This window comes from Dasania sp. GY-MA-18 (assembly GCF_024734385.1).
GTDB lineage: Bacteria > Pseudomonadota > Gammaproteobacteria > Pseudomonadales > Dasaniaceae > Dasania > Dasania phycosphaerae.
The window spans coordinates 1-21,397 of record NZ_JANHAP010000011.1; the positions used below are offsets into that span (position 1 = coordinate 1).

At 48.7% G+C, this 21,397-nt stretch carries 18 protein-coding genes; 5 read left to right on the plus strand and 13 right to left on the minus strand.

What is annotated here, in order from left to right; translation table 11 throughout:
• Positions 1-307 precede the first annotated feature (307 nt).
• The 3 genes from NO559_RS13260 to NO559_RS13270 all read left to right on the plus strand — a co-directional run bounded on the left by NO559_RS13260 (position 308) and on the right by NO559_RS13270 (position 5,566).
• Complete coding sequence (locus NO559_RS13260; protein WP_258332343.1) at positions 308-1,792, plus strand: capsule assembly Wzi family protein; 1,485 nt, start codon at positions 308-310, stop codon at positions 1,790-1,792.
• 114 nt (positions 1,793-1,906) lie between these two features.
• The gene (locus tag NO559_RS13265) at positions 1,907-4,387 is read left to right on the plus strand and encodes an SLBB domain-containing protein (protein ID WP_258332344.1); all 2,481 of its coding nucleotides are present in this window, start codon (positions 1,907-1,909) and stop codon (positions 4,385-4,387) included.
• A gap of 192 nt (positions 4,388-4,579) precedes the next feature.
• Positions 4,580-5,566: a Wzz/FepE/Etk N-terminal domain-containing protein gene (locus NO559_RS13270; RefSeq protein WP_258332345.1), complete on the plus strand. Its 987-nt coding sequence runs from the start codon at positions 4,580-4,582 to the stop codon at positions 5,564-5,566.
• A 177-nt stretch (positions 5,567-5,743) separates the two neighbouring features.
• Here the strand turns inward: NO559_RS13270 and NO559_RS13275 are convergent, their stop codons facing one another.
• From NO559_RS13275 to NO559_RS13320, 10 genes are all read right to left on the minus strand, one after another.
• Positions 5,744-7,150, minus strand: a complete 1,407-nt coding sequence (locus NO559_RS13275) for a mannose-1-phosphate guanylyltransferase/mannose-6-phosphate isomerase (protein WP_258332346.1) — start codon at positions 7,148-7,150, stop codon at positions 5,744-5,746.
• A 120-nt stretch (positions 7,151-7,270) separates the two neighbouring features.
• Complete coding sequence (locus NO559_RS13280; RefSeq protein ID WP_258332347.1) at positions 7,271-8,998, minus strand: SLC13 family permease; 1,728 nt, start codon at positions 8,996-8,998, stop codon at positions 7,271-7,273.
• A 50-nt stretch (positions 8,999-9,048) separates the two neighbouring features.
• Positions 9,049-10,473, minus strand: coding sequence for a sulfate adenylyltransferase subunit CysN (gene cysN, locus NO559_RS13285; protein ID WP_258332348.1), 1,425 nt, complete (start codon positions 10,471-10,473; stop codon positions 9,049-9,051).
• 23 nt (positions 10,474-10,496) lie between these two features.
• Positions 10,497-10,847, minus strand: a complete 351-nt coding sequence (locus tag NO559_RS13290; protein WP_258332349.1) for a four helix bundle protein — start codon at positions 10,845-10,847, stop codon at positions 10,497-10,499.
• Between the two features lie 81 nt (positions 10,848-10,928).
• Positions 10,929-11,840: a sulfate adenylyltransferase subunit CysD gene (cysD, locus tag NO559_RS13295; protein ID WP_258332350.1), complete on the minus strand. Its 912-nt coding sequence runs from the start codon at positions 11,838-11,840 to the stop codon at positions 10,929-10,931.
• 249 nt (positions 11,841-12,089) lie between these two features.
• Entirely contained in the window at positions 12,090-13,394 is a 1,305-nt protein-coding gene (locus NO559_RS13300) for a UDP-glucose/GDP-mannose dehydrogenase family protein (RefSeq protein ID WP_258332351.1), read from the minus strand.
• A gap of 130 nt (positions 13,395-13,524) precedes the next feature.
• Positions 13,525-15,312, minus strand: coding sequence for a GGDEF domain-containing protein (locus tag NO559_RS13305; protein WP_258332352.1), 1,788 nt, complete (start codon positions 15,310-15,312; stop codon positions 13,525-13,527).
• Between the two features lie 100 nt (positions 15,313-15,412).
• On the minus strand, positions 15,413-16,066 hold the full coding sequence (locus NO559_RS13310) for a thiol:disulfide interchange protein DsbA/DsbL (protein WP_258332353.1): 654 nt from the start codon (positions 16,064-16,066) through the stop codon (positions 15,413-15,415).
• Positions 16,067-16,274: 208 nt separating this feature from the next.
• The gene (locus NO559_RS13315; RefSeq protein WP_258332354.1) at positions 16,275-16,937 is read right to left on the minus strand and encodes a cytochrome c; all 663 of its coding nucleotides are present in this window, start codon (positions 16,935-16,937) and stop codon (positions 16,275-16,277) included.
• A 62-nt stretch (positions 16,938-16,999) separates the two neighbouring features.
• Positions 17,000-17,299, minus strand: coding sequence for a cytochrome c5 family protein (locus NO559_RS13320; protein ID WP_258332355.1), 300 nt, complete (start codon positions 17,297-17,299; stop codon positions 17,000-17,002).
• A gap of 199 nt (positions 17,300-17,498) precedes the next feature.
• Between NO559_RS13320 and yihA the strand changes: the two genes are divergently transcribed.
• Complete coding sequence (gene yihA / locus NO559_RS13325) at positions 17,499-18,179, plus strand: ribosome biogenesis GTP-binding protein YihA/YsxC (protein ID WP_258332356.1); 681 nt, start codon at positions 17,499-17,501, stop codon at positions 18,177-18,179.
• Between the two features lie 536 nt (positions 18,180-18,715).
• On the opposite strand, the gene rpmG is transcribed toward yihA, so the two are convergent.
• From rpmG to radC, 3 genes are all read right to left on the minus strand, one after another.
• Positions 18,716-18,886 (minus strand): 50S ribosomal protein L33, encoded by a 171-nt coding sequence (gene rpmG / locus NO559_RS13330; protein ID WP_019528512.1) that lies wholly within the window; start codon positions 18,884-18,886, stop codon positions 18,716-18,718.
• Positions 18,887-18,897: 11 nt separating this feature from the next.
• Entirely contained in the window at positions 18,898-19,134 is a 237-nt protein-coding gene (gene rpmB / locus NO559_RS13335) for a 50S ribosomal protein L28 (protein ID WP_258332357.1), read from the minus strand.
• Positions 19,135-19,367: 233 nt separating this feature from the next.
• Complete coding sequence (gene radC / locus NO559_RS13340) at positions 19,368-20,042, minus strand: DNA repair protein RadC (protein WP_258332358.1); 675 nt, start codon at positions 20,040-20,042, stop codon at positions 19,368-19,370.
• A 116-nt stretch (positions 20,043-20,158) separates the two neighbouring features.
• Between radC and coaBC the strand changes: the two genes are divergently transcribed.
• The gene (gene coaBC, locus NO559_RS13345) at positions 20,159-21,370 is read left to right on the plus strand and encodes a bifunctional phosphopantothenoylcysteine decarboxylase/phosphopantothenate--cysteine ligase CoaBC (protein WP_258332359.1); all 1,212 of its coding nucleotides are present in this window, start codon (positions 20,159-20,161) and stop codon (positions 21,368-21,370) included.
• Positions 21,371-21,397: the final 27 nt, after the last annotated feature.

Sequence of the window (21,397 nt, forward strand, 5' to 3'; positions counted from 1 at the left end):
AGGCAAGAGGCAAGAGGCAAGAGGCAAGAGGCAAGAGGCAAGAGGCAAGAGGCAAGAGGCAAGAGGCAAGAGGCAAGAGGCAAGAGGCAAGAGGCAAGAGGCAAGAGGCAAGAGGCAAGAGGCAAGAAATTTTTGAACTTGGGCTGCCCCCAAGTCAAGTCCTTTAATCCTTTTCTTAAAACTTACCGCTTGTAGCTTGCAGCTCAGCCCTACAGGCTGACAATCCCCAAGGAAATATGTAACAATCCGCGCCTAGGATGTTAGGGCCCGCCTGACAAACAATAATAAATAGGTAGTACGCGCTTACATGCTAAAACGCTTTGCAACTTTTTCGTGCTGGCTATTGGCTAGCAGCCTGATCACTGGGCAGGCTATTGCTGGCCCATGGATAGATGCAGGTGATGCCCGCCTGCGCCATCATATACAAGTGCTCGCCGACCAAGGCATTATCACCGCACCTATCACCACCTGGCCGCTGATGTGGGCCAGTATCAGTAGTGACATTAGCAAAGCCCGGGCTCAGCAATTAGACGAGCAAACCTTTTGGTCGCTGAAGTACGTGAAGTTTGCCTACCAGCAGCAAACCCGTAGCCTTAATATTAACGCCAGCGCCACCCTGCGCAGCGACGTCAACCCATTAACCACCTTTGCTAACAATCAGCGCGAAAGCGACAGCACTAACGCGCAAATTGATTGGCTGGGCGACCGCTTTGCCGCACGCATAAACGCTAGCTACAGTAGCGACCCGCTGGATGGCGATGAGTTAAGGGCCGACGGCTCTTATTTAGCAGTAACACTGGGCAACTGGGCACTATCGGCAGGCAGCATAGATCGCTGGTGGGGGCCGGGCTGGCAAAACAGTTTAATACTCTCGCACAATGCCCGCCCCGTACCGGGCCTAGCCCTGCAACGCAGCAGCGCCAGCGCTTTTGAAACCCCTTGGCTATCATGGCTGGGGCCTTGGCAGCTAGTCGCCTTTGGCGGCCAGTTAGAATCCGAGCGCCATGTGCCCGATGCCAAATTAGTGGGCGCCCGCTTTAGCTTTAAGCCCAGCGCGCACTGGGAGATAGGCTTAAGCCGTACGGCCCAATGGGGCGGTGAAGGTAGGCCGCAGGATTGGGATACTTTTAAAAATTTAGTGCTGGGTAAGGATAATGGTGGCAGCGATGGCATAGACGCCGATAAGTCTAATGAACCAGGCAATCAGCTAGGCGGCATAGATATACGCTACAACTTTAGCTGGAGCCAATATAACAACGCAGCTTACATACAATTTGTAGGCGAAGATGAGGCCGGCGGCATGCCTTCACGCGGCATGCTACAAGCAGGGTTGGAAACCAGCTTTCTAATGTGGGATACACAACATCGCCTGGTGCTGGAAGCCATGGAAACCACCCTGAATTCACACAGCGACCCTATTTACAACAGCGCTTACGAACATAGCATCTATCAAACGGGATACCGTTATAAGCAACGTCCGTTAGCTGCCGCTACTGATAACGATACACGTGCCCTAGCGCTCAGTGGCCAACACTACTTTAGCAATGGCCACCAATTACAGTGGACAGCCGCGTATATGGATATCAATCAAGATAATGTAACCAGAGGATTTCCCGGCGGCAGCGTATTCGGCACCGGCGCAGACACCACCTATCTCACCGCCAGCTACGCCCTGCCACTGAGCAAGCATTGGCTGGCTGAAGTAGGGGTAAACTTCAGCACAGAGACACTGGTATATAACAATGAAGTATTAGATGACGGTGGCTACCTGGCATTACGATTTAAATATTAGACCAGCTGCTACTCTCTAGTTAACAGCCGCTAGAGACTAGGAACTAGCGACTATCTTTATCTATTACTCTATGATTAAAAACATATTCCATCACCACACTAAAATAATGACACTATGAACCTACATTTTTCAGCGCTAATCAAAACCATCACCCTTGCGGCGGCGCTAGTTACTGCCACCTTGACTGCCACAGCCACCATGGCTGTTACCCCCAGTGCGGCCCAAATTCAACAATTTAAAAACTTGCCACCCGCACAGCAGCAGGCACTGGCCAAGCAATATGGCATCAACCTTAGTGACTTAGGCATTAGTAATACCCTGCCGCAACCTAGCTTTGAACAAAGCTACAACGCCAACTTACAAGCCAGCACTGGCCCAGAAATACCTGAGGCAAATAGCCCTGCTCACGCCAGCACCACCTTAGACCAAGCCTTGCTCAACGAACCAGCACTACAACCTTTCGGCTACGACCTGTTTGATAACAACCCCTTAGGCTTGGCACCCGCCGCAGATATCCCCATCCCCGACAACTATGTGATGGGCCCCGGCGATAATTTAGTGGTACAACTGTACGGCAAAGAAAACGGCAGCTATGCCCTCACGATCAACCGTGAAGGTGATATTCAATTTCCAGAAATAGGCCCCATCTCTATCGCGGGGTTAAGCTTTACCGAGGCTAAAAAATTATTACAGCAAACGGTAGAGCAGCAAATGATAGGGGTGCGCATCTCTACCACCATGGGTAGCTTGCGCTCTATACGCGTATTTATTTTAGGCGACGCCCGCAACCCCGGCTCTTATACGGTAAGCTCATTAGCCACCATGACTAACGCGCTACTGCTCAGTGGCGGCGTTGAAACCATAGGCAGCCTGCGCAATATACAACTTAAGCGCCAAGGCAAAATCGTTACCACCTTAGACCTTTACGACTTACTGTTGCACGGCGATACCTCTAAAGATGCCCGCCTACTACCTGGTGATGTTATTTTTATCCCGCCGGTGGGTAAAACCGTAGGCGTAGAAGGCGAGGTGCGCCGCCCCGCTCTTTATGAACTAAAAAACGAAACCACCGCGCAACAAGCCATACAACTAGCTGGTGGTTTTTTACCCACCGCCTACCCACAGGCCTCACGTATAGAGCGCATAAACCAATTGGGCAGCCGCACCATATTGGACGTTAACCTTGAGCAAAGCCAAGGCCTACAAACCCGCCTACGCGACGCCGATGTGCTACAGGTATTTTCAGTACTAGAAACGGTAGAAGATGTGGTGATGGTGGAAGGCCATATCAAACGCCCTGGCGGCTTCGCCTTTAAAACAGGCCAACGCTTTACCGATATTGTGCGCAGCGTTCACGACTTATTACCCAACCCCGATTTAAACGCTGCCCTAATTATTCGCGAACAGCAACCCACCCGCCAAATCACCACCTTGCTGTTCAGCCCAGCTAAAGCCTTTGCCCAGCCCACCAGTGATGCCAACCCCAAGTTACAAGCCCGCGACAAACTAGTATTTTTTAACTACCAGGATAACAGAACAGAATTATTAGCCGACACCGTTAAACAACTCAACCTACAAGCCAACAACCTGCAACGCCGCCAAGTCACTACCATTAACGGCAGTGTACGCTTCCCCGGTATCTACCCCCTCACTGTAGGCATGAACGCTCAAGACTTAATTACCTTAGCTGGCGGTTTAAGCGACAGGGCCTATAGCATAGAAGCGGAAATCACGCGCTACCAATTTAGCGACAGCCAACAACAAAGCATTATGCACCTCACGGTAGACCTGACCCAACCGGCCGCCACAGCTTTAATTGCCGAAGATTATTTACGCATTAAGCACATGCCTAATTGGGTGGGCACCGAAACCGTTACCATAGAGGGCGAAGTCGCCTTCCCCGGCACCTATACCATTCAACGGGGTGAAACCCTGTCACAGGTTATAAAACGAGCTGGTGGCTTAAATGAATACGCCTTTGTTAATGCCGCTGTCTTTACCCGCGAGCAATTACGCATTAATGAAGCCTCTCGCTTAAAAGAATTAGAAGCCAAGTTAGAGGCCGACATAGCCAACAGTAATATAGAAGCACAAAACTCTAATGAAAAAACAGCACTTGAAGATGCTGAACAATTGTTAGACAAATTGCAAAACAGCAAAGCCACCGGCCGCATGGTAATCGACCTGGCACAGATTATGGCCCAGCCCGACATTAGCGACGTAATTCTAAAAAACGGCGACAAACTCACCGTGCCCCGCTATAGGCAAGCCGTAACCGTAATAGGCGAAGTACAATTTGCCACCTCACACATATACGCTAAAGACCTAAACGTAGAAGACTATATAGCCAGTAGCGGCAACACCACACAAAAAGCTGATGAAGACAGAATCTACATCGTAAAAGCCAACGGCAGCGTGTTTTTGCCCAGTAGCTCCAGCTGGTTTAGCCATAACAAAAATAATGGGGTAGAGCCTGGTGATACCATAGTTGTACCTTACGATTCCGATAGAATGAAGCCGCTGCCTTTCTGGAGCACCGTGTCACAAATCTTCTATCAGATTGCCTTAGGTGCAGCAGCGGTTAATAGTTTTTAAGCTCACCTTGTGAGCAGCTGTAAGCTGTAAGCTGTAAGCTGTAAGCTGTAAGCTGTAAGCTGTAAAAACACTGTCATCCCGGACTTGATCCGGGATCCAGCAAAAACAACGCATGTACTAAATAGCTACAAGCCCAAGCATGACTAACTTAAAGCTTAATATCTAGAGCTGCGGCAAAGCCGCTTTAAAATTATGACAACAAAAGAAAACAACAGACCGCCATCTTCACCTCAAAACTTGCAACCTATCTATTTAATGCAGCCAGATAATCACAGCTATGATGATGAAATAGATCTGCGCGAATTGTGGGTGGCTGTCTGGCAGGGAAAAATGACCATTATTGCTATTACCTGCATATTCGCAGTTGCTTCTGTCATTTTTGCAATTATGCAACCGAATCTATATAAATCAGAAGCCTTGTTAGCTCCAGCGGCAGAATCACAAGGCCAAGGTCTATCTGCTTTAGCGGGGCAATTTGGAAGTTTGGCCAGCCTAGCCGGCATTAATTTAAAAAACGGAAGCAGCGATCAAACTGCAATTGCCTTGGAAATATTAAAATCACGCACCTTTATTAAAGAGTTTATTCAGAAACATGAGATATTACCCACGCTCATGGCGACTAAAGGCTGGAACCAGAAAAACGACCAACTAATTTTCGATAACAAGATTTACAACTCACAGACTAAAACATGGCTCAGAGAGGTAACGCCACCTAAACAAGCTAAACCCTCTGATTTCGAAGCCTATAACGCCTTTTCTAAAATACTCCACGTTTCGCAAGATAAAACTAGCGGCTTAGTAACCATAGGTATTTTGTTTTACTCACCCAGCACGGCCAAACAATGGGTAGACTGGCTAATTGAAGATTTAAATAGCTATATGCGCAGGCAAGACTATAACGAAGCCACACTCACCTTAGCCTACCTCAATGAACAGCTTAAAAGCACGGCTATTGCAGGCATGCAAAATATTTTTTACCAACTGATCGAAGAACAAACAAAAACCATTATGCTATCAAAGGTACGTCAAGACTACATATTGAAAACTATAGACCAAGCTATCAGCCCTGAAGAAAAAGCAAAGCCTAAGCGAGCTCTAATATGTGTATTAGGCACATTATTAGGTGGCATGCTCTCCATTACGATAGTTTTGACTCGTCACTTTTGCCGTAAGCATTAACGGCCCGGCTTTATCGAAATAACAATCCTAGCTTTTTACCCTTGAAAACCATATTGCATTAAAAGATCACGATAAAAGCAGCTAACTATTCAGTACTCTTATAAGGCTAAAACACATTAACTGAAACCAGTCCTTTCCTTAGAAGTAAAGATTGTAGCACTTAGAGTTTATTGTTTATTAACTCCTTCCATAATTATCTTCCAAACGCACAATATCGTCCTCACCCAAATAGGAACCTGATTGCACCTCAATTAACTCTAAAGGTACTTTGCCAGGATTTTCTAACGCATGCACTTCGCCAATGGCTATATAGGTAGACTCGTTTTCAGCCACTAAAAATGTTTTATCACCTTTGGTGACCTTTGCCGTGCCCGATACTACCACCCAGTGCTCTGCGCGGTGATGGTGCATTTGCACGCTAAGTTTGGCGCCTGGGTTGACGGTAATACGTTTGACTTGATGGCGGTGCCCTGCATCGACGGAGTCATACATACCCCAAGGCCTATACACCTGCCTGTGGATTGTTGCTTCGCTACGCTTTTGCGCTTTAAGCTTGCTTACTATGTTTTTTACATCTTGTACTTTATCTTTGGCTGCCACTAACAGGGCATCTTTAGTGTCAACAATTACGATATTATCTAAGCCTATAGTGGTAACTAAGCGCTCACCACCTTGTATTAGGCAATTGTGACTTTCTTCAAGAATGGCATCGCCTTTTACCACATTATCGTTACTGTCTTTTTCACCGACTTCCCATAGAGCCGACCAAGCGCCTATATCATTCCAGCCCGCATCTAAGGGCAGCACTACCGCTTCTGTGGTTTTTTCCATTACCGCATAGTCTATAGAATCTTCTGGGCAGGCTAAAAAAGCCTGACTATCTATGCGAATAAAATCTAAATCTTTGGCGGTGTTTTTTAATGAGGCAGTACAAGCTTGTGCGATATCAGGCCGATGTTGATTAAGCTCTTGTAAATAACGGCTGGCTTTAAACAAAAACATACCGCTATTCCAATAGTAGTTACCGCTATCGACATATTGTTCAGCTGTGGCTTGGTCGGGTTTTTCTACAAAGCTATCAACGCTAAAACAATTTTCAGTTTCGACACCGCGTTTAATATATCCGTAGCCGGTATGGGCACTGTTTGGAACTATGCCAAAGGTTACCATTTTGCCTTGCTCGGCTAGTGGTATGGCTTTTTGGATAGCACTAATAAATGCCGATTCATTCTCAATAATATGATCAGCGGCTAGCACCAATAATAAAGGATCGCTATCCACGTGTTGCTGCTGTGACACTTCTGCCGCCAAGGCAATTGCTGGTGCGGTGTTGCGCCCCTCGGGCTCTAATATGATAGGCCCCAACTCATTGATAGCCCGTAGCTGCTCTGCCACTATAAAACGATGCTCTTCATTACAGATCGTAACAGGCGCTGTTGTTTCTATAGCCGACAAACGCTTAATCGTTGCCTGCAACATGCTGTGCTCGCCATACAAGTTCAAAAACTGCTTAGGATGTAAGGCACGAGATAGAGGCCATAACCGTGTACCCGACCCCCCAGCCATCACTACTGGGATAAGCATGTGATTTTTCTCCTAAAAATTAAGCTACAAAGATTATTACCTTCTTCCTTATACAGGATCAGCAATTTTCTTGTCGCTTACAGCTTTAAGCTTGCAGCTGAAGCGCGTGTAATGGCCTTCTCAAAACGGATACACCAACGGCGTTACCCACAGCACCATAGCGCCGTACACTAATGACACTGGCAAGCCAAACTTCACAAACTCAGCCAATTTATAGTTACCCGCATTAAATACCATTAGGTTAGTTTGATAGCCGTAGGGGCTAACAAAGCTAGCGCTGGCGCCAAAGGCGACGATCATAATAAAGGGCACGGGGCTAACGCCCAAACCTATAGCCACACTATAGGCTATGGGGAAGCTTAATGCCGCGGCGGCATTATTGGTAATAAGTTCGGTTAATAAAACCGTAAACAAATAGATGGCAATAAACGCCCAATACACATGCACATCTAGCAGCAAGACGTGCACTGAGCTGGCCACCAAGGCTGAAACGCCGGTGTTATCCAAAGCTTTGGCTATGGTTAAGGCGCTTATCACTATTAACAGTAAATCTAATGGCAGGCGGCGCTGTATTTCATTAATGCTAAAGGAGTTACTGACCACTACCGCCGCCAAATAAAACAGCAAGGTTTTGATTAAGCTGACATCAGTAACAATAGATATTGCAAGTGCAGCAATAAAACCCCAAATTACTAAGCGCTCGCGCCAGCCGCTAATAAAGTTTTTAGGCGAGATACCACTGAGTATAAAAAAGTTTTTACTAATGTTGGGGCGTGATGCAAAGTCACGACCAGCAGCCATGACTAAAAAGTCGCCGGCTTGTATGCGTATATTGCCCAGCTTGCCCGATAGGCTTTGTCCTTCACGCCGTATCGCCACTACCGCCGCATCAAAGCGCGCCCTAAAGCCAGCTTCTTTTAAGGTTTGCCCTGTAATAGCGGATTCTTCTTTAACAATGGCTTCGGTGAGATTTTCACCCAGTAAACCATCTTCTTCGGCAAATAAACTCAAGCCATCAAATTGCTTTAGGCGCAGCACACTGCTGACATCACCTGAAAAAATTAGCTTATCGCCGCCCTGCAACACAAAATCTGGCGTCACCGCGCTGACGACTTTGTGGCCGCGTATTACTTCAACCAAAAATAAGCTGTCTAAATTTCTTAGGCCGTTGGCCTCTATGCTTTTACCAATTAATTGCGAGTTTGCTTCTATCTCTGCTTCTAAAAAATAGCTGTGTACTTTTTGTTGCTCCATTTTTGTATTAGGCAGAGTGCTTAGCGTAAGCATAATCACGGCCATACAAGGCAGCAGTACCGACAAACCGATTAAACTGAAATCAAAAAAGTTAAAGCCCACACCGGTTTGATCTATTAATAAACTATTAACAATAAGGTTTGTGGATGTACCGACTAACGTTAAGGTGCCGCCCATAATAGCGGCGTAAGATAGCGGTAACAGTATGCGCGAGGGGTTAATGAGTTTATTACTTCGTACCGGCCCCAATAATGCCGCAATTACAGCGGTGTTATTGACTAATGCGGAGGAAAAAATCGTAGCAAAAAACGTACGTATATAGGATTTAGTGACCGAGCCATTGATCAACTTGGCGGTTAACTTATGCATTGCGCTGGTGCGCTCTAAAGCAAAGGCACTGATAATCAGCAACAGCAAGGTAACTAAACCTGGATTTACAGCATTGGCGAGTAAATCACCCACACTGACAAAAGACAGCGCCAAGCATATCAGGCAGGCAGCACCAAACACACGCTGCGGCGCCTTTTGAAATTTAATAAGACCCGCGATGGTGCCCGCAAAAAGCAGCACCATCACCCATTGTTGCCATTCCATAGTATTTTTATTATCTGCGTTTAGTTAATGGCCATAAAATAGTGGCCACACTATTTTAATAATTGGCTAAGGTCTTTGGCATCCCAATGTGGAAAGTGCTTTCTGACTAAGGCGTTAAGCTCTAGCTCAAAGGCAGAGTAGTTCGTTTCGCCCTGTGCCTCACCGGCTTGCTCTAACACCTGCTCAACCATACCCGCACCTACCGTGATATTGCTTAAACGATCAATAACGATAAAAGCACCGGTTGCACGATTTTGAGCGTATTTATCCACTGCCACCGCTTGCGATAATTGCACATCAACCATGGCAATATCATTCAGCTCTAAGCTTTCTGCAGCATCATGTGCTTGGGTGTTTACATCAATTTTGTAATTAACATTATCAATGACACCTGTGGTCACCTTACTGGCAAATTTGAATAAATACTCTTTGCCCGGTGACATAGCCTTTTCTGACATCCACACCAAATGCGTTTTTAAGCAGTTACTAGTCTGTAGCTCGTCGTCGGCTTTAACGATGACATCACCGCGGCTAATATCAATTTCGTCTTCTAAAGTAAGAGTAACGGCCTGGCCTATAAAGGCCTCATCCAGTGAGCCATCATAAGTCACTATATCTTTAACTTTGCTGGTTTTACCTGAGGGCAGTGCTTTTATGGCTTCGCCCTTTTTAACTACGCCTGAAGCTATAGTGCCGCAAAAACCACGAAAATCTAGATGCGGGCGATTGACGTACTGCACAGGAAAACGGAAGTCGGTGAGGTTTAGATCTTCAGCGATGGCAACAGTATCTAAAATTTCCATCAAGGTTTGGCCGGTATACCAGGGCGAGCGCTCGCTGCGATCAACGACGTTGTCGCCATCCAGTGCTGACATGGGTACAAACTGTATGTCTTGCTCGTTTAAATCTTTAGCAAACTCTATATAGTCGGCTTTAATTTTCTCAAAGGTTTCTTCTGAGAAATCCAGCAAATCCATTTTGTTAACCGCAACGACTATGTGCTTAATGCCCAATAATGAGGCTATATAACTGTGGCGGCGTGTTTGTGTTTGTACGCCGTAGCGGGCATCAATCAAAATAATAGCCAAGTCACAGGTAGAGGCACCGGTTACCATGTTGCGGGTATACTGCTCATGCCCTGGGGTATCGGCAATAATAAATTTGCGCTTATCGGTAGAAAAATAACGGTAGGCTACATCTATAGTAATACCTTGCTCGCGCTCGGCTTGTAAGCCATCTACCAATAACGCTAAGTCGACTTTTTCGCCCGTGGTGCCATGCTTTTGAGTGTCGCTGGTAATGGCCGCCATTTGATCTTCATAGATCATTTTAGAATCGTGCAACAAGCGACCTATTAAAGTGCTTTTACCATCATCCACGCTGCCGCAGGTTAAAAAGCGCAGCATTTCTTTGTTTTCATGTTGCTTAAGGTAAGCGTTGATGTCTTGTTCTATTAAATCTGATTGGTGGGACATAGTCAGTCTCTAGTTTTCAGTTCCTAGTCGCTAGCCATAGCTAGCTTATTCATTAAGCCGCCTAACATTGCAGCTATCTCAATTATTTCTACACGCCATCTGTCGCTATTATCAGCATCGATTAGCCCTATATTTTTACCAATCAATACCTGTGTAGATAGCTCAGCCGCCGAGCCTTTAGCAATACCTAAAAAGTGTATGGTCTCTTTATCTGAGCGCCGCTCTACCCCTTCCGCAATATTGCTAGGGATGGATAAACCCGAGCGAGTAATTTGATCTTTAAATCCATAGTCTTTGCAGCTGGCAAAATATCTATAGATCTCAACACTCAGCCCAACACTCCTTTGCCATACCAGCAGCCTTTCATGCTTCACTAGCGCACTCCCTGCGTAGTTCATTTGTTTTTGCTAGTCTCTAGCGACTAAAAACTAGCGACTTATTTCCAAATCTTCGATTTAGAAATACCCCTCCTGCTTTTTCTTTTCCATAGAGCCCGAGCTGTCGCTGTCGATTACGCGACCTTGGCGCTCTGAGGTTTTGGTGAGCAGCATTTCTTGGATGATGTCGGTCATGGTGGTGGCCTCTGACTCTACTGCACCGGTTAGGGGGTAGCAGCCCAGGGTTCTAAAACGCACCATTTTTTCTTCTATGACTTCGCCCTCTTCTATGGGCATGCGCTCATCGTCCACCATAATTAACACGCCATCGCGCTCTACAACCGGGCGTTTGGCGGCAAAGTACAAGGGTACAATGGGGATGTTTTCTAGGTGTATATACTGCCATATATCTAATTCGGTCCAGTTAGACAGTGGGAATACACGTATGCTCTCGCCTTTGTCGACCTTGCCGTTGTAAATATCCCACAGCTCTGGACGCTGGCTTTTGGGGTCCCAGCGGTGGTTTTTGTCGCGGAAGGAGTAAACGCGCTCTTTGGCACGGGACTTTTCTTCATCGCGGCGCGCGCCACCAAAGGCGGCATCAAAGCCGTATTTGTCCAGCGCTTGCTTTAAGCCCTGGGTTTTCATGATGTCGGTATGCTTGGCACTACCGTGGGTAAAAGGGCCTACCCCCATATCCACACCTTCTTGGTTGATATGTACCAGCAAGTCCCAGCCTAGGTCTTTAATGCGCTGGTCGCGAAACTCAATCATTTCTTTGAATTTCCAGGTGGTATCAACGTGCATTAGGGGGAAGGGCGGCTTGCCGGGGTGGAAGGCTTTCATCGCCAGGTGCATCATAACGGCCGAATCTTTACCCACCGAGTAGAGCATGACAGGGTTATCGAATTCCGCAGCCACCTCACGAATAATGTGTATGCTCTCCGCTTCTAGTTGCTTCAAGTGGGTTAAATTATATTTACTGCTCATCACGAACCTTTCTGTTGAGCGCAAAAATGCGCATTCACTTCCGAAAAGGGCAGTATTATAAGGGGGTTAGCCACAGCTTACTAGTTGAAATAGAGCCAAGCTATGATCGCTTGTTTATAAGCTTATGCTCTATTAGCGCACAGCCTTTAGCAGCTTCGGCCAGTAGACCGGCAGCAACAATAGCTACTGGCCTACTACTAAGTAGGGCTTAGTTGTTGGACTGCCTAGTTCACTACCTCAGGGCGGCCGCTATCGGCCTACCCCGCAATACTCAAACCCGGCTGCACGCATAGCGGCAGGCTCATAGACATTACGTAAGTCCACAAACACCTTACCCGCCATTAGCTCTTTGATTTTATTGGCGCTAAGGCCTCGGTATTCATTCCACTCGGTCATCAAGACTACCGCATCCGCGCCCGCTATGGCCGCATACGCGCTGTCGAAATACTGCACACTGGCGGGCAGCATATGCTTGGCTTCCGCCATACCCTGCGGGTCGTGAGCCTGTATCTTGGCGCCCTTATCGCACAGTGGCGGCAAAATGGACAAGGCTGGCGCATCGCGCATATCGTCGGTTTCGGGCTTAAAGGTAAGCCCCAGCACGGCTATGGTTTTGCCCGATTCAGACCCACCCAGCGCACTGCGTATTTTTTTCACCATCTGCGCTTTTTGCGAGGCATTAACCTCTACCACCGACTCTACAATACGGCTGGCCACGCCATGCTCTTGGGCGATGCGCACCAAAGCCAAGGTATCTTTAGGGAAGCAGGAGCCACCGTAGCCCGGCCCCGCGTGTAAAAACTTCTTACCTATGCGGCCATCCAAGCCCATACCCTTGGCGATGGCATGCACATCGGCACCCACTGCTTCGCAGAGCTGGGACATTTCATTGATAAAGCTGATTTTGGTAGCCAAAAAAGCGTTGGAGGCGTATTTAATCAGCTCCGCGCTCTCCAGGTTAGTCACCAATATGGGGGCCTCAATTAGGTTTAAGGGGCGGTATAGATCTCGCAGCAGCGCTTCGGCGCGCTCGCTCTCCACCCCCAGCACTACGCGATCAGGGCGCATAAAGTCACTAATAGCCGCGCCTTCGCGTAAAAATTCAGGGTTTGAAGCCACATCAAAATCGGCCTGCGGGTTGGCCTCGCGTACTATGCGCTCTACCTGTCTGGCGGTCCCCACTGGCACCGTCGATTTATCAACGATAACGGTATAGCCCTGTAAGTTTTTGGCTATATCCTCGGCGGCAGCGTAAACATAGGCCAGGTCAGCATGGCCGTCACCGCGGCGGGTGGGGGTACCCACAGCAATAAATACCAGGTCAGCCTCGCTAACCGCACCAGCCAAATCAGTGGTAAACGCTAAGCGGCCTGCAGCCACATTGCGCGCCACCAAGTCTTCCAAGCCTGGCTCGTAAATGGGTATGCCACCGGCCTTTAGCCTATCGATCTTAGCTTGGTCTAAATCCACACAGGTAACATTGGCACCAAACTCAGCAAAGCAAGACCCAGAAACCAAACCGACATAGCCGGCGCCTATCATGACTACCTTCATTATTTATCCTTATTCAATGCGCAATGCTACTGCCCTAACCGGGCAAAAAAGTGGAGAAAGTTTACAGCAGGATTTCCATACTGAACAGCCTAACCCTTTAGCACAGCCAGGCCTTTGCGGGCATTATGATTTATGAGGCCACAATAACGCGGTTTCTGCCCTCGTGCTTAGCTTGGTACAGTGCTTTATCGGCACGGGCAAAGGCTGCATCGGGTTTATCCTCGCCACTAAACTCGGTAACACCAAAGGACAGGGTAATGGTTACTGGCTGCTCTTTAAAATGGAAGGGGCACTGCGCTATGGCCTCGCGCAAATGGTCTATCACCTGATATGCCGCCTGTTGATCCGTTTCGGGCATGAGCACCACAAACTCTTCGCCGCCAAAACGTGCGATAAAATCGCTTTTTCTTAAACGGCTGGCGATACTGCGGGCAACGATGCGCAGTACTTTATCGCCCGCCTGATGGCCATAGCTATCATTAATCGATTTAAAATGGTCTATGTCGCAAACCACTAAACTCAGCGGCCGCTGATAGCGCCGCCAGCGCTCATACTCCTGCTCTAGGTGCTGGTTATAAGCTTCGCGGTTGGGCAGCTGAGTAAGCACATCACGTAAAGCACGCTGGCGCTGCTCTTCAATTTGCTGCTCCGCCTGTTGTGACTGCTGCTCCATATTTTTAACCTGCTCAACTAAAGCGTTGAGCTGGGCAGATAGATTTTGCTCTCGCGTTTGCTCACTGCCTTGATGCTTGCTCATTACTGACAGCACTTGATCTAAACGGTCGCTAACCTCTAATTTTAATTGCTCCAGGTCATCGGCATTGGCCACACTATCTTGCATAGCTGCCACTTGCTCACGCATAGAGGCTTGCAATAATTGCTGCGCCTGCTGGCTATCACCCTGTGACTGCTGCGAGCTATTAATAATCTCATAGGCCGAGGCCAATCTGTCATTAAGTTGCTTTAAAAAGTTTTCAAAAGCCTGCTGATCGCGATCAAAGGCAGACACTATCACTATGCTAACTTGCTCCAGCACCGCGACTAGCTCATACCAATTTAAGCCCTGCTCGATTTGCTGCACAGCTTTTTCATAATTAGCCAGGGCCATGGCTGGCGGTTCAATTTGCTGCAATAGCTCGCTTAAAATCTCACAAACGGCCGCGTTAATTTTTGCAAAGCCTGGCTCTAACGATTGGCTTTTATCCACGCCAACGCGGGGTAAATCCGGCACTACTTCTTCGGCCGCCGAGTTTGACAAGGATAATGCTTGCGCTGCGTCTGGCTTTTGTTCTGGTTCTGGCTCTACAGCTAACCCTAGGGCCTGCTCGGTTTGCTCAGTTTGATTAAGCTCGGCCTGCACTGCGTTAGTGCTATTTGCTTTGTCACCACCCCCTGTTAGCCGCTGCCATAGTGACAGCCTAGGGGTTGTGCTCGCACTGGCCTGCAACACCTGTTGCTGTAGCTCGCCAAACTCTTTTAATAGTAGAGGGTAAAAGGGGATTTCTACACTGCGTTTTTTTGCCACTTTTTGAAAAGCTTTTAAGGCTTTTTTATTATCGCTATCGGGCCTTAGCTGCTGCAATTGTGCAATCAAATGATTAAAAGCCAGGGCAACTTGCTGGCCCCTGTCTGTCTTAATGGCATCCATGCGTTTAACTTGGCCACCTAAAGCTTCGACCACCGTTTTTAGTTCCTTGGCAGATATCGTTTTGCCTTTTAATAAGCCGCGCATACCGACTAGCTGCTTATCCAGATTTTTATCCATGCCTTCGGCAATCATGCTAATACGCAGCGCAGCCTGATTGAGCAAAGTCAGCAAGGTTTTAAATTGCTTATCTTGGCGCTCTTGCTGGTCCAGGCTATCTAGGTATTTGTCTTTCCAGCTTTTGCCGGCATTATTATTTTGTTGGCTAGACACGAATAGCGACTCTATTGCAAAAAATTACTGGCAAGTATAGCCCAGATAAAAAAAGCCGAGATAAATCTCGGCTTTAGTCAGTATTGTTAGCTATTAGCGCTTAGCTCGCTGCAGCCATGGCTGCCCGCTCTTTGGCAATTAAATAATTCATCACCGCTATCATTTGCTGCTGGCCACCTGCCATTTTGCCGCTCACCCGGTATTTGCCATTCACAACCACCTCAGGCGTGCCGCTAATTTTATAGCTACGGGCACGGGCGTCGGCTTGGCGTACTTGGCTAAGCACACCAAAGGAGCTTAGGGTTTTTAAAGCCTGCTCGCGATCTACACCATAGTCAGCAAATAAATCCGCTATTTGTGCCGGCGTGTTTAAGCGCTTGCGCTCTACATTCAAGGTAACAAAAATAGGGGTGTGTACGGTATCCAGCACTTTTAAAGCCTGCGCTGCATAATAAGCTTGCGCGTGTAACTTCATAGAGCCGCCCCACATAGCTGGCGAGCGATAAAAATCTACGTCTTCGGCCTTACTCTCTTTCCAGGCGTTAATAATGGGCTCAAAGTTGTAGCAGTGGCCACAGCCATACCAAAACACCTCTACCACTTCGATTTTGCTGGCATCTCTAGTGCGTACTGGGGTATCCAATACGGCGTAGTGCACCCCCGCCTCATATTGCTGCTGGGCAAAGGCCGCGGTGGCTGTCATCAACATTAGGGCGCTAATGACCATGGCCGCCATCCGTCTCATTGAGCTCATAGTATTCTCCAAACAAATCATATTATCGGTATCAATTATTCTAGGTCTGTATGACCCCAAGCTTAGCGTTAGAGTTCCTAACACCAAGCTAAAACCCTTATTGCTGCTATCTCATCTTGCAAACAATCTATAGATACAAAAAAGGCAGCCTCAGCTGCCTTTTTTACATGACCCCAGCGCAGATTGCCAGAGCCATTATTAGCGCTTATTAATACAGCCCTGAGATATAGCTGGCTACCGCTTCAATTTCATTATCGCTAAGCGGGTAGGCATTGGCACGCATCATTTGGGTATCGCCATCGTTGCTGCGGCCATTGTGATCGCCATCGGCGGCAGCGCGGAAAGCTTTTAACTGTGCGGCCACGTAATCAGCATGCTGGCCCGACAAACGCGGGAAACCTGCAGGAGCGTTACCCTTGCCCGTAGGCGAGTGACAACCGGCACAAGCGGCCACACCTTTAGAACGTATACCTGCGGCATAAATCTCAGCACCCTTGGCAACTAACTCGGCTTTAGCCTGGCCACCTGAGGCTGGCTGGGCGGCAAAGTAAGCGGCGATGTCGGCTAAGTCCTGGTCGTTGAAATTGTCCAGCTGACCAGCCATTTGCGCCACACTGCGGCCGCTACACTTGCTGGCCTTCTGTTCATCGGCAGATAAAAAGCCACACTGTATATCTTGCATCTGTTTAACTAAGTAGCGCTCGTTCTGGCCGGCCAGTTTAGGAAAGCTAGGCACGGTGCTATTTCCACCTTGGCCATGACAGGCTACACAGGCTGCAGCTTTACTTTGCCCCGCAGCAGCATCGCCATCAGCGCTGGCCCAGCCCGCTAAACCGAAAGAAACTAAAGCCCCTACTAATAGTTTTTTCATAATCAATCCAATCTTCAAATAGCAGCCGTTGTAAGTAACAGCTTGTTGTTATTAGGCCGAGGCTATTGAGCCGCCGACATATACTCGATTAATGCTTTAAAATCATCTGCACTGCAGTTCATGCACATACCCTTAGGCGGCATGGCATTTAAGCCGTTTTGTACACTTTGCACTAAAGTATCCATACCTTTTTGCAGGCGTGGCGCCCAGTCACTGGCTACCCCAGTTTTAGGTGCATTGGCAGCGCCGGTCGCATGGCAAAGTGCGCAGGTTTTAGCGTAGTGCTGGTCTACTGCTGGGTCAGACGCTTGCGCTAAGGCCGCCATAAACGGCAAAAGACCAACTAAAAGTAGTTTTTTCATTGCATCCCTCCTGCATAGACAACGATAATGCACCCGCAAGTGCGCACTTAATGTTAGAAAACGGCGGCATTATACACAAGAGTAGACTGATACCGCCATCCCCGCACGACAAGCTTTAACGAATAAGCCCGCAGCAACAGCTATACTGCTGACGACTTAATCTATACATCACCCGAAATACCCAGCTAAAGGCCACAGTGTGAGCAGCGACCCCAGCAGCAACCCCAATACCCCGTCTAACAACAAACCCGGCAACAAAGCGCTTAATTTTCGCGTGGCCGAGTTTTTTACCAGCGCCCCAAAACTGGCCGACTGCCCCCCCGACATAGGGGTAGAGGTAGCCTTTGCGGGCCGCTCTAATGCCGGCAAATCCAGCTCTATCAATACCCTTACCGAAAATAAAAAGATGGCCCGCATCAGTAAAACGCCCGGGCGCACGCAGTTAATCAACTTTTTTAAATTAAGCGAAACACAAAGGCTGGTAGACCTACCGGGCTATGGCTTTGCCAAAGTACCGCTGGCCGTTAAAGAGAAATGGCAGCGCCACCTGGAGCAATACCTGCGCGAGCGCCAGTCATTAAAAGGCCTAATCCTATTAATGGACAGCCGCCACCCGCTGCAAGACTTTGACCGCATGATGATCAGCTGGGCGCAAAGCTGCCAGATGCCTGTACATATATTGCTCACCAAAAGCGACAAACTTAAAAACGGCCCCGCCAAGGCCACACTGTTAAAAGTACGCAAAGAGTTTGCAGAAGATCAGCTAATCTCCGCCCAGCTGTTCTCCTCCCTCAAGCGCACCGGCCTGCCAGAGCTTAGAGCGAAGTTGGGGGAGTGGCTGGGCCCTGCCCAGCCACAGCCGATAGACGCCAGTCTCTAGCTCCTAGCCTTAGAGCCCGTAGTGTTTGCTCTAGCGACTAGCGACTTTCCAAAAAAAACCCAGCGACGAAAACCGTGCTGGGTATAAGTAGTGTCTAAACATAGGGGATCAAGACACTGTGGAGACTTGGATGGGGAATGCATTGCATCCGCATGGTTACTGTGACGCCACTATTCAATACTAGTTCCATCCGCTATCAAATTATTTACTCTTGCCGCTTACAGCTTATCGCTTGCCGCTGTTAAGCGCCCAGCGCTTAACTCCACCCCCATAAAAAAACCCGGTCACGATTAACGCGCCGGGTCTAAAATGCGCCCTTAGGGGATGGGCGCTGTTCAGGGAGATCAGATCAAAAACAATGAATATTTCCGTTCTGCATACTCTGACGCCCTACTTCTAACTTGGTTCCATCTCCCCCAAATTATTTACCCTTGCCTCTTGCGGCTTAGAGCTTGCCACTGTTAAGCGCCCAGCGCTTAACTTTGAAGCATAAAAAAACCCAGCACTAGGCTGGGTTTTAGAGGCGTTAATTAAGCTTACTTAATTTTCGCTTCTTTGTATTCTACGTGCTTACGAACAACAGGATCATACTTCTTGAACAACATCTTATCAGGAGTGTTGCGCTTGTTTTTGTCTGTTGTGTAAAAGTGACCGGTGCCGGCAGTTGAAACCAGACGGATGAGGTCGCGTGCGCCTTTTTTAGCCATGATCTAGCTCCTTAAACCTTTTCGCCACGAGCACGGATGTCAGCTAATACTGCATCTATACCCTTTTTATCGATGATACGCATACCTTTGCTGGTAACACGTAATGAAACAAAGCGTTTTTCAGCCTCAACCCAAAAACGGTGTTGGTGCAAGTTAGGTAAAAAACGACGCTTAGTGCGGTTTTTAGCGTGGGAAACGTTGTTTCCTGTTACTGGACGTTTGCCGGTAACTTGACATACTTTAGACATGAGCTGAGCGCCCCTTTCAAATAGCAAATTAAAACTGGTGAGCCGGGCAAGCTACAAGGTCTATCCATACTCAAAGAGCACTTTTTGGAGACTGTATGTGATCTCTATGTAGACCACCCCGAACAGAGCGCGACTTTATACCAGAACAGCTACCCCATATCAACCGAATGGAGAGAATTTAGCCAATTTAGCCCAATTTTCAGCCCAAAGCGGCTAATTAGCTCCATCCGGCCTCACAACAATCCGCGCTCGGCAAAAGACAGCGCCTCACCATCACCCACCACTATATGATCCAACACCCGTATTTCCACCGTCGCCAACGCCTCACATAAACGCTGGGTAATACGCTGGTCAGCTTGGCTGGGCTCGGCTACGCCACTGGGGTGATTATGGGCGAGGATAACAGCCGCAGCGTTATGTTTTAACGCCAACTTCACCACTTCGCGAGGGTAGACCGACGCCGCATCTATGGTGCCGTAAAACAGCGGCTCGTAGTGTATAACCCGATGCTGGCTATCCAACAGCAGGCAGGCAAAGACCTCGCGGTGCTCATCCCTAAGGCAGGCGCGTAAATACTCACGGGTTAATTGGGGGCTGGTCAGCGCGTTAGACCGCCGCAGCTGTTCGCCCAAGTGACGGCGCGACATCTCCAACACCGCCTGCAGCTGGGTGTACTTGGCGGCACCTAAGCCCTTGGCGGCACAGAACTGATTTAAGTCGGTATTGAGCAGCTGCCGCAAGCCGCCAAAGGACTCCAGTAAATAGCGCGCCAAATCCACTGCGCTCATACCTTTGGTGCCGGTGCGTAAAAATATGGCTAATAATTCTGCGTCCGATAAGGCCGCAGCGCCTCTAGCTAACAGTTTTTCTCGGGGCCGCTCAGCCGCGGGCCAGTCTGTAATTGCCATCACCACTCCTTGTTTAGGCTTTATTCGTGCAATCCCCTGCACAGTTACTTACAATTCGCTGTTATTATGCAGCGCTTAATTTACTCCTTTATTGATTACTGGTCGACCCACAACCCATGCAGCAATTAAACAACAAGCACATATTATTAGGCGTGACCGGCGGCATAGCGGCCTATAAAGCAGCCGAGCTAATACGCCGCCTCAAAGAGCACGGCGCCCATGTGCAAGTGGTTATGACTAAGGCCGCGCAGGAGTTTATTACCCCACTGACCCTGCAAGCCCTATCGGGCAACCCGGTACACACCAGCCTGCTAGACCCTGAAGCCGAAGCGGCCATGGGCCATATAGAACTGGCCCGCTGGGCCGACCTAGTGCTGGTAGCCCCGGCCTCTGCTGACTTTATGGCCAGGCTAACCAACGGCCAAGCCGACGACTTACTCACTACTTTATGCTTGGCCACCGATGCGCCTATAGCCATCGCCCCGGCCATGAACCAGGCCATGTGGCGAGACGCCGCCACCCAAAGCAATGCCGCTACCCTACAGGCCCAGCAGGTCACTCTGTTTGGTCCCGGCGAAGGCGAGCAAGCCTGCGGCGATATAGGCCCCGGCCGCATGCTAGAGCCCGACCACATAGCCCAACTGACTGCCCAGCAATTTGCCAGCGGCAGCTTAGACGGCGTTAAGCTAGTGATTACCGCAGGCCCCACCATAGAGGCCATAGACCCGGTGCGTTTTATTAGCAACCACAGCTCCGGCAAGATGGGCTTTGCGCTAGCGCAAGCCGCCATAGACGCCGGTGCCAGCGTCACCCTGGTAGCCGGCCCGGTACACCTAGCCACCCCCGAACGCTGCCAGCGCATCAATGTACAAAGCGCCGAGCAAATGCTACAGGCCGTTAACGAACAACTTGATAGCTGCGATATTTTTATAGGCTGCGCCGCGGTTGCCGATTACCGCCCCGCCACCGTCGCCGAGCAAAAAATTAAAAAGAACGACGACAGCATGAGCATCACCCTAGTGCGTAACCCCGATATTATTAGCGTAGTGGCTAAACATCAGCCCCGCCCCTTTTGCGTAGGTTTTGCCGCCGAAACTGAAAACCTCATCGCCCATGCGCAACAAAAGCGCATACGCAAAAACTTGGATATGATTATTGCCAACGATGTGGCTAACAGTGCAATAGGCTTTAACAGTGATAACAATGCCGCCACCTTGATCACCGCCCAAGGCGAGCACAGCCTGGCACTGGCCAGCAAAACACAGCTGGCGCGGGCAGCCATCGCCCACATAGCACAGCAGTTTAAAGCGGGTAATAAACCAGCCTAGGCGCGAGCGGTCACTAAACCCAAAGGC

Bases quoted from the DNA above. Each gene is read 5' to 3' on its own strand.
- NO559_RS13260 (WP_258332343.1), top strand. From the start codon at position 308: ATGCTAAAACGCTTTGCAACTTTTTCGTGCTGGCTATTGGCTAGCAGC.
- NO559_RS13265 (WP_258332344.1), top strand. From the start codon at position 1,907: ATGAACCTACATTTTTCAGCGCTAATCAAAACCATCACCCTTGCGGCG.
- NO559_RS13270 (WP_258332345.1), top strand. From the start codon at position 4,580: ATGACAACAAAAGAAAACAACAGACCGCCATCTTCACCTCAAAACTTG.
- NO559_RS13275 (WP_258332346.1), bottom strand. From the start codon at position 7,150: ATGCTTATCCCAGTAGTGATGGCTGGGGGGTCGGGTACACGGTTATGG.
- NO559_RS13280 (WP_258332347.1), bottom strand. From the start codon at position 8,998: ATGGAATGGCAACAATGGGTGATGGTGCTGCTTTTTGCGGGCACCATC.
- cysN (WP_258332348.1), bottom strand. From the start codon at position 10,473: ATGTCCCACCAATCAGATTTAATAGAACAAGACATCAACGCTTACCTT.
- cysD (WP_258332350.1), bottom strand. From the start codon at position 11,840: ATGAGCAGTAAATATAATTTAACCCACTTGAAGCAACTAGAAGCGGAG.
- NO559_RS13300 (WP_258332351.1), bottom strand. From the start codon at position 13,394: ATGAAGGTAGTCATGATAGGCGCCGGCTATGTCGGTTTGGTTTCTGGG.
- NO559_RS13310 (WP_258332353.1), bottom strand. From the start codon at position 16,066: ATGAGCTCAATGAGACGGATGGCGGCCATGGTCATTAGCGCCCTAATG.
- NO559_RS13315 (WP_258332354.1), bottom strand. From the start codon at position 16,937: ATGAAAAAACTATTAGTAGGGGCTTTAGTTTCTTTCGGTTTAGCGGGC.
- NO559_RS13320 (WP_258332355.1), bottom strand. From the start codon at position 17,299: ATGAAAAAACTACTTTTAGTTGGTCTTTTGCCGTTTATGGCGGCCTTA.
- rpmG (WP_019528512.1), bottom strand. From the start codon at position 18,886: ATGGCTAAAAAAGGCGCACGCGACCTCATCCGTCTGGTTTCAACTGCC.
- rpmB (WP_258332357.1), bottom strand. From the start codon at position 19,134: ATGTCTAAAGTATGTCAAGTTACCGGCAAACGTCCAGTAACAGGAAAC.
- radC (WP_258332358.1), bottom strand. From the start codon at position 20,042: ATGGCAATTACAGACTGGCCCGCGGCTGAGCGGCCCCGAGAAAAACTG.
- coaBC (WP_258332359.1), top strand. From the start codon at position 20,159: ATGCAGCAATTAAACAACAAGCACATATTATTAGGCGTGACCGGCGGC.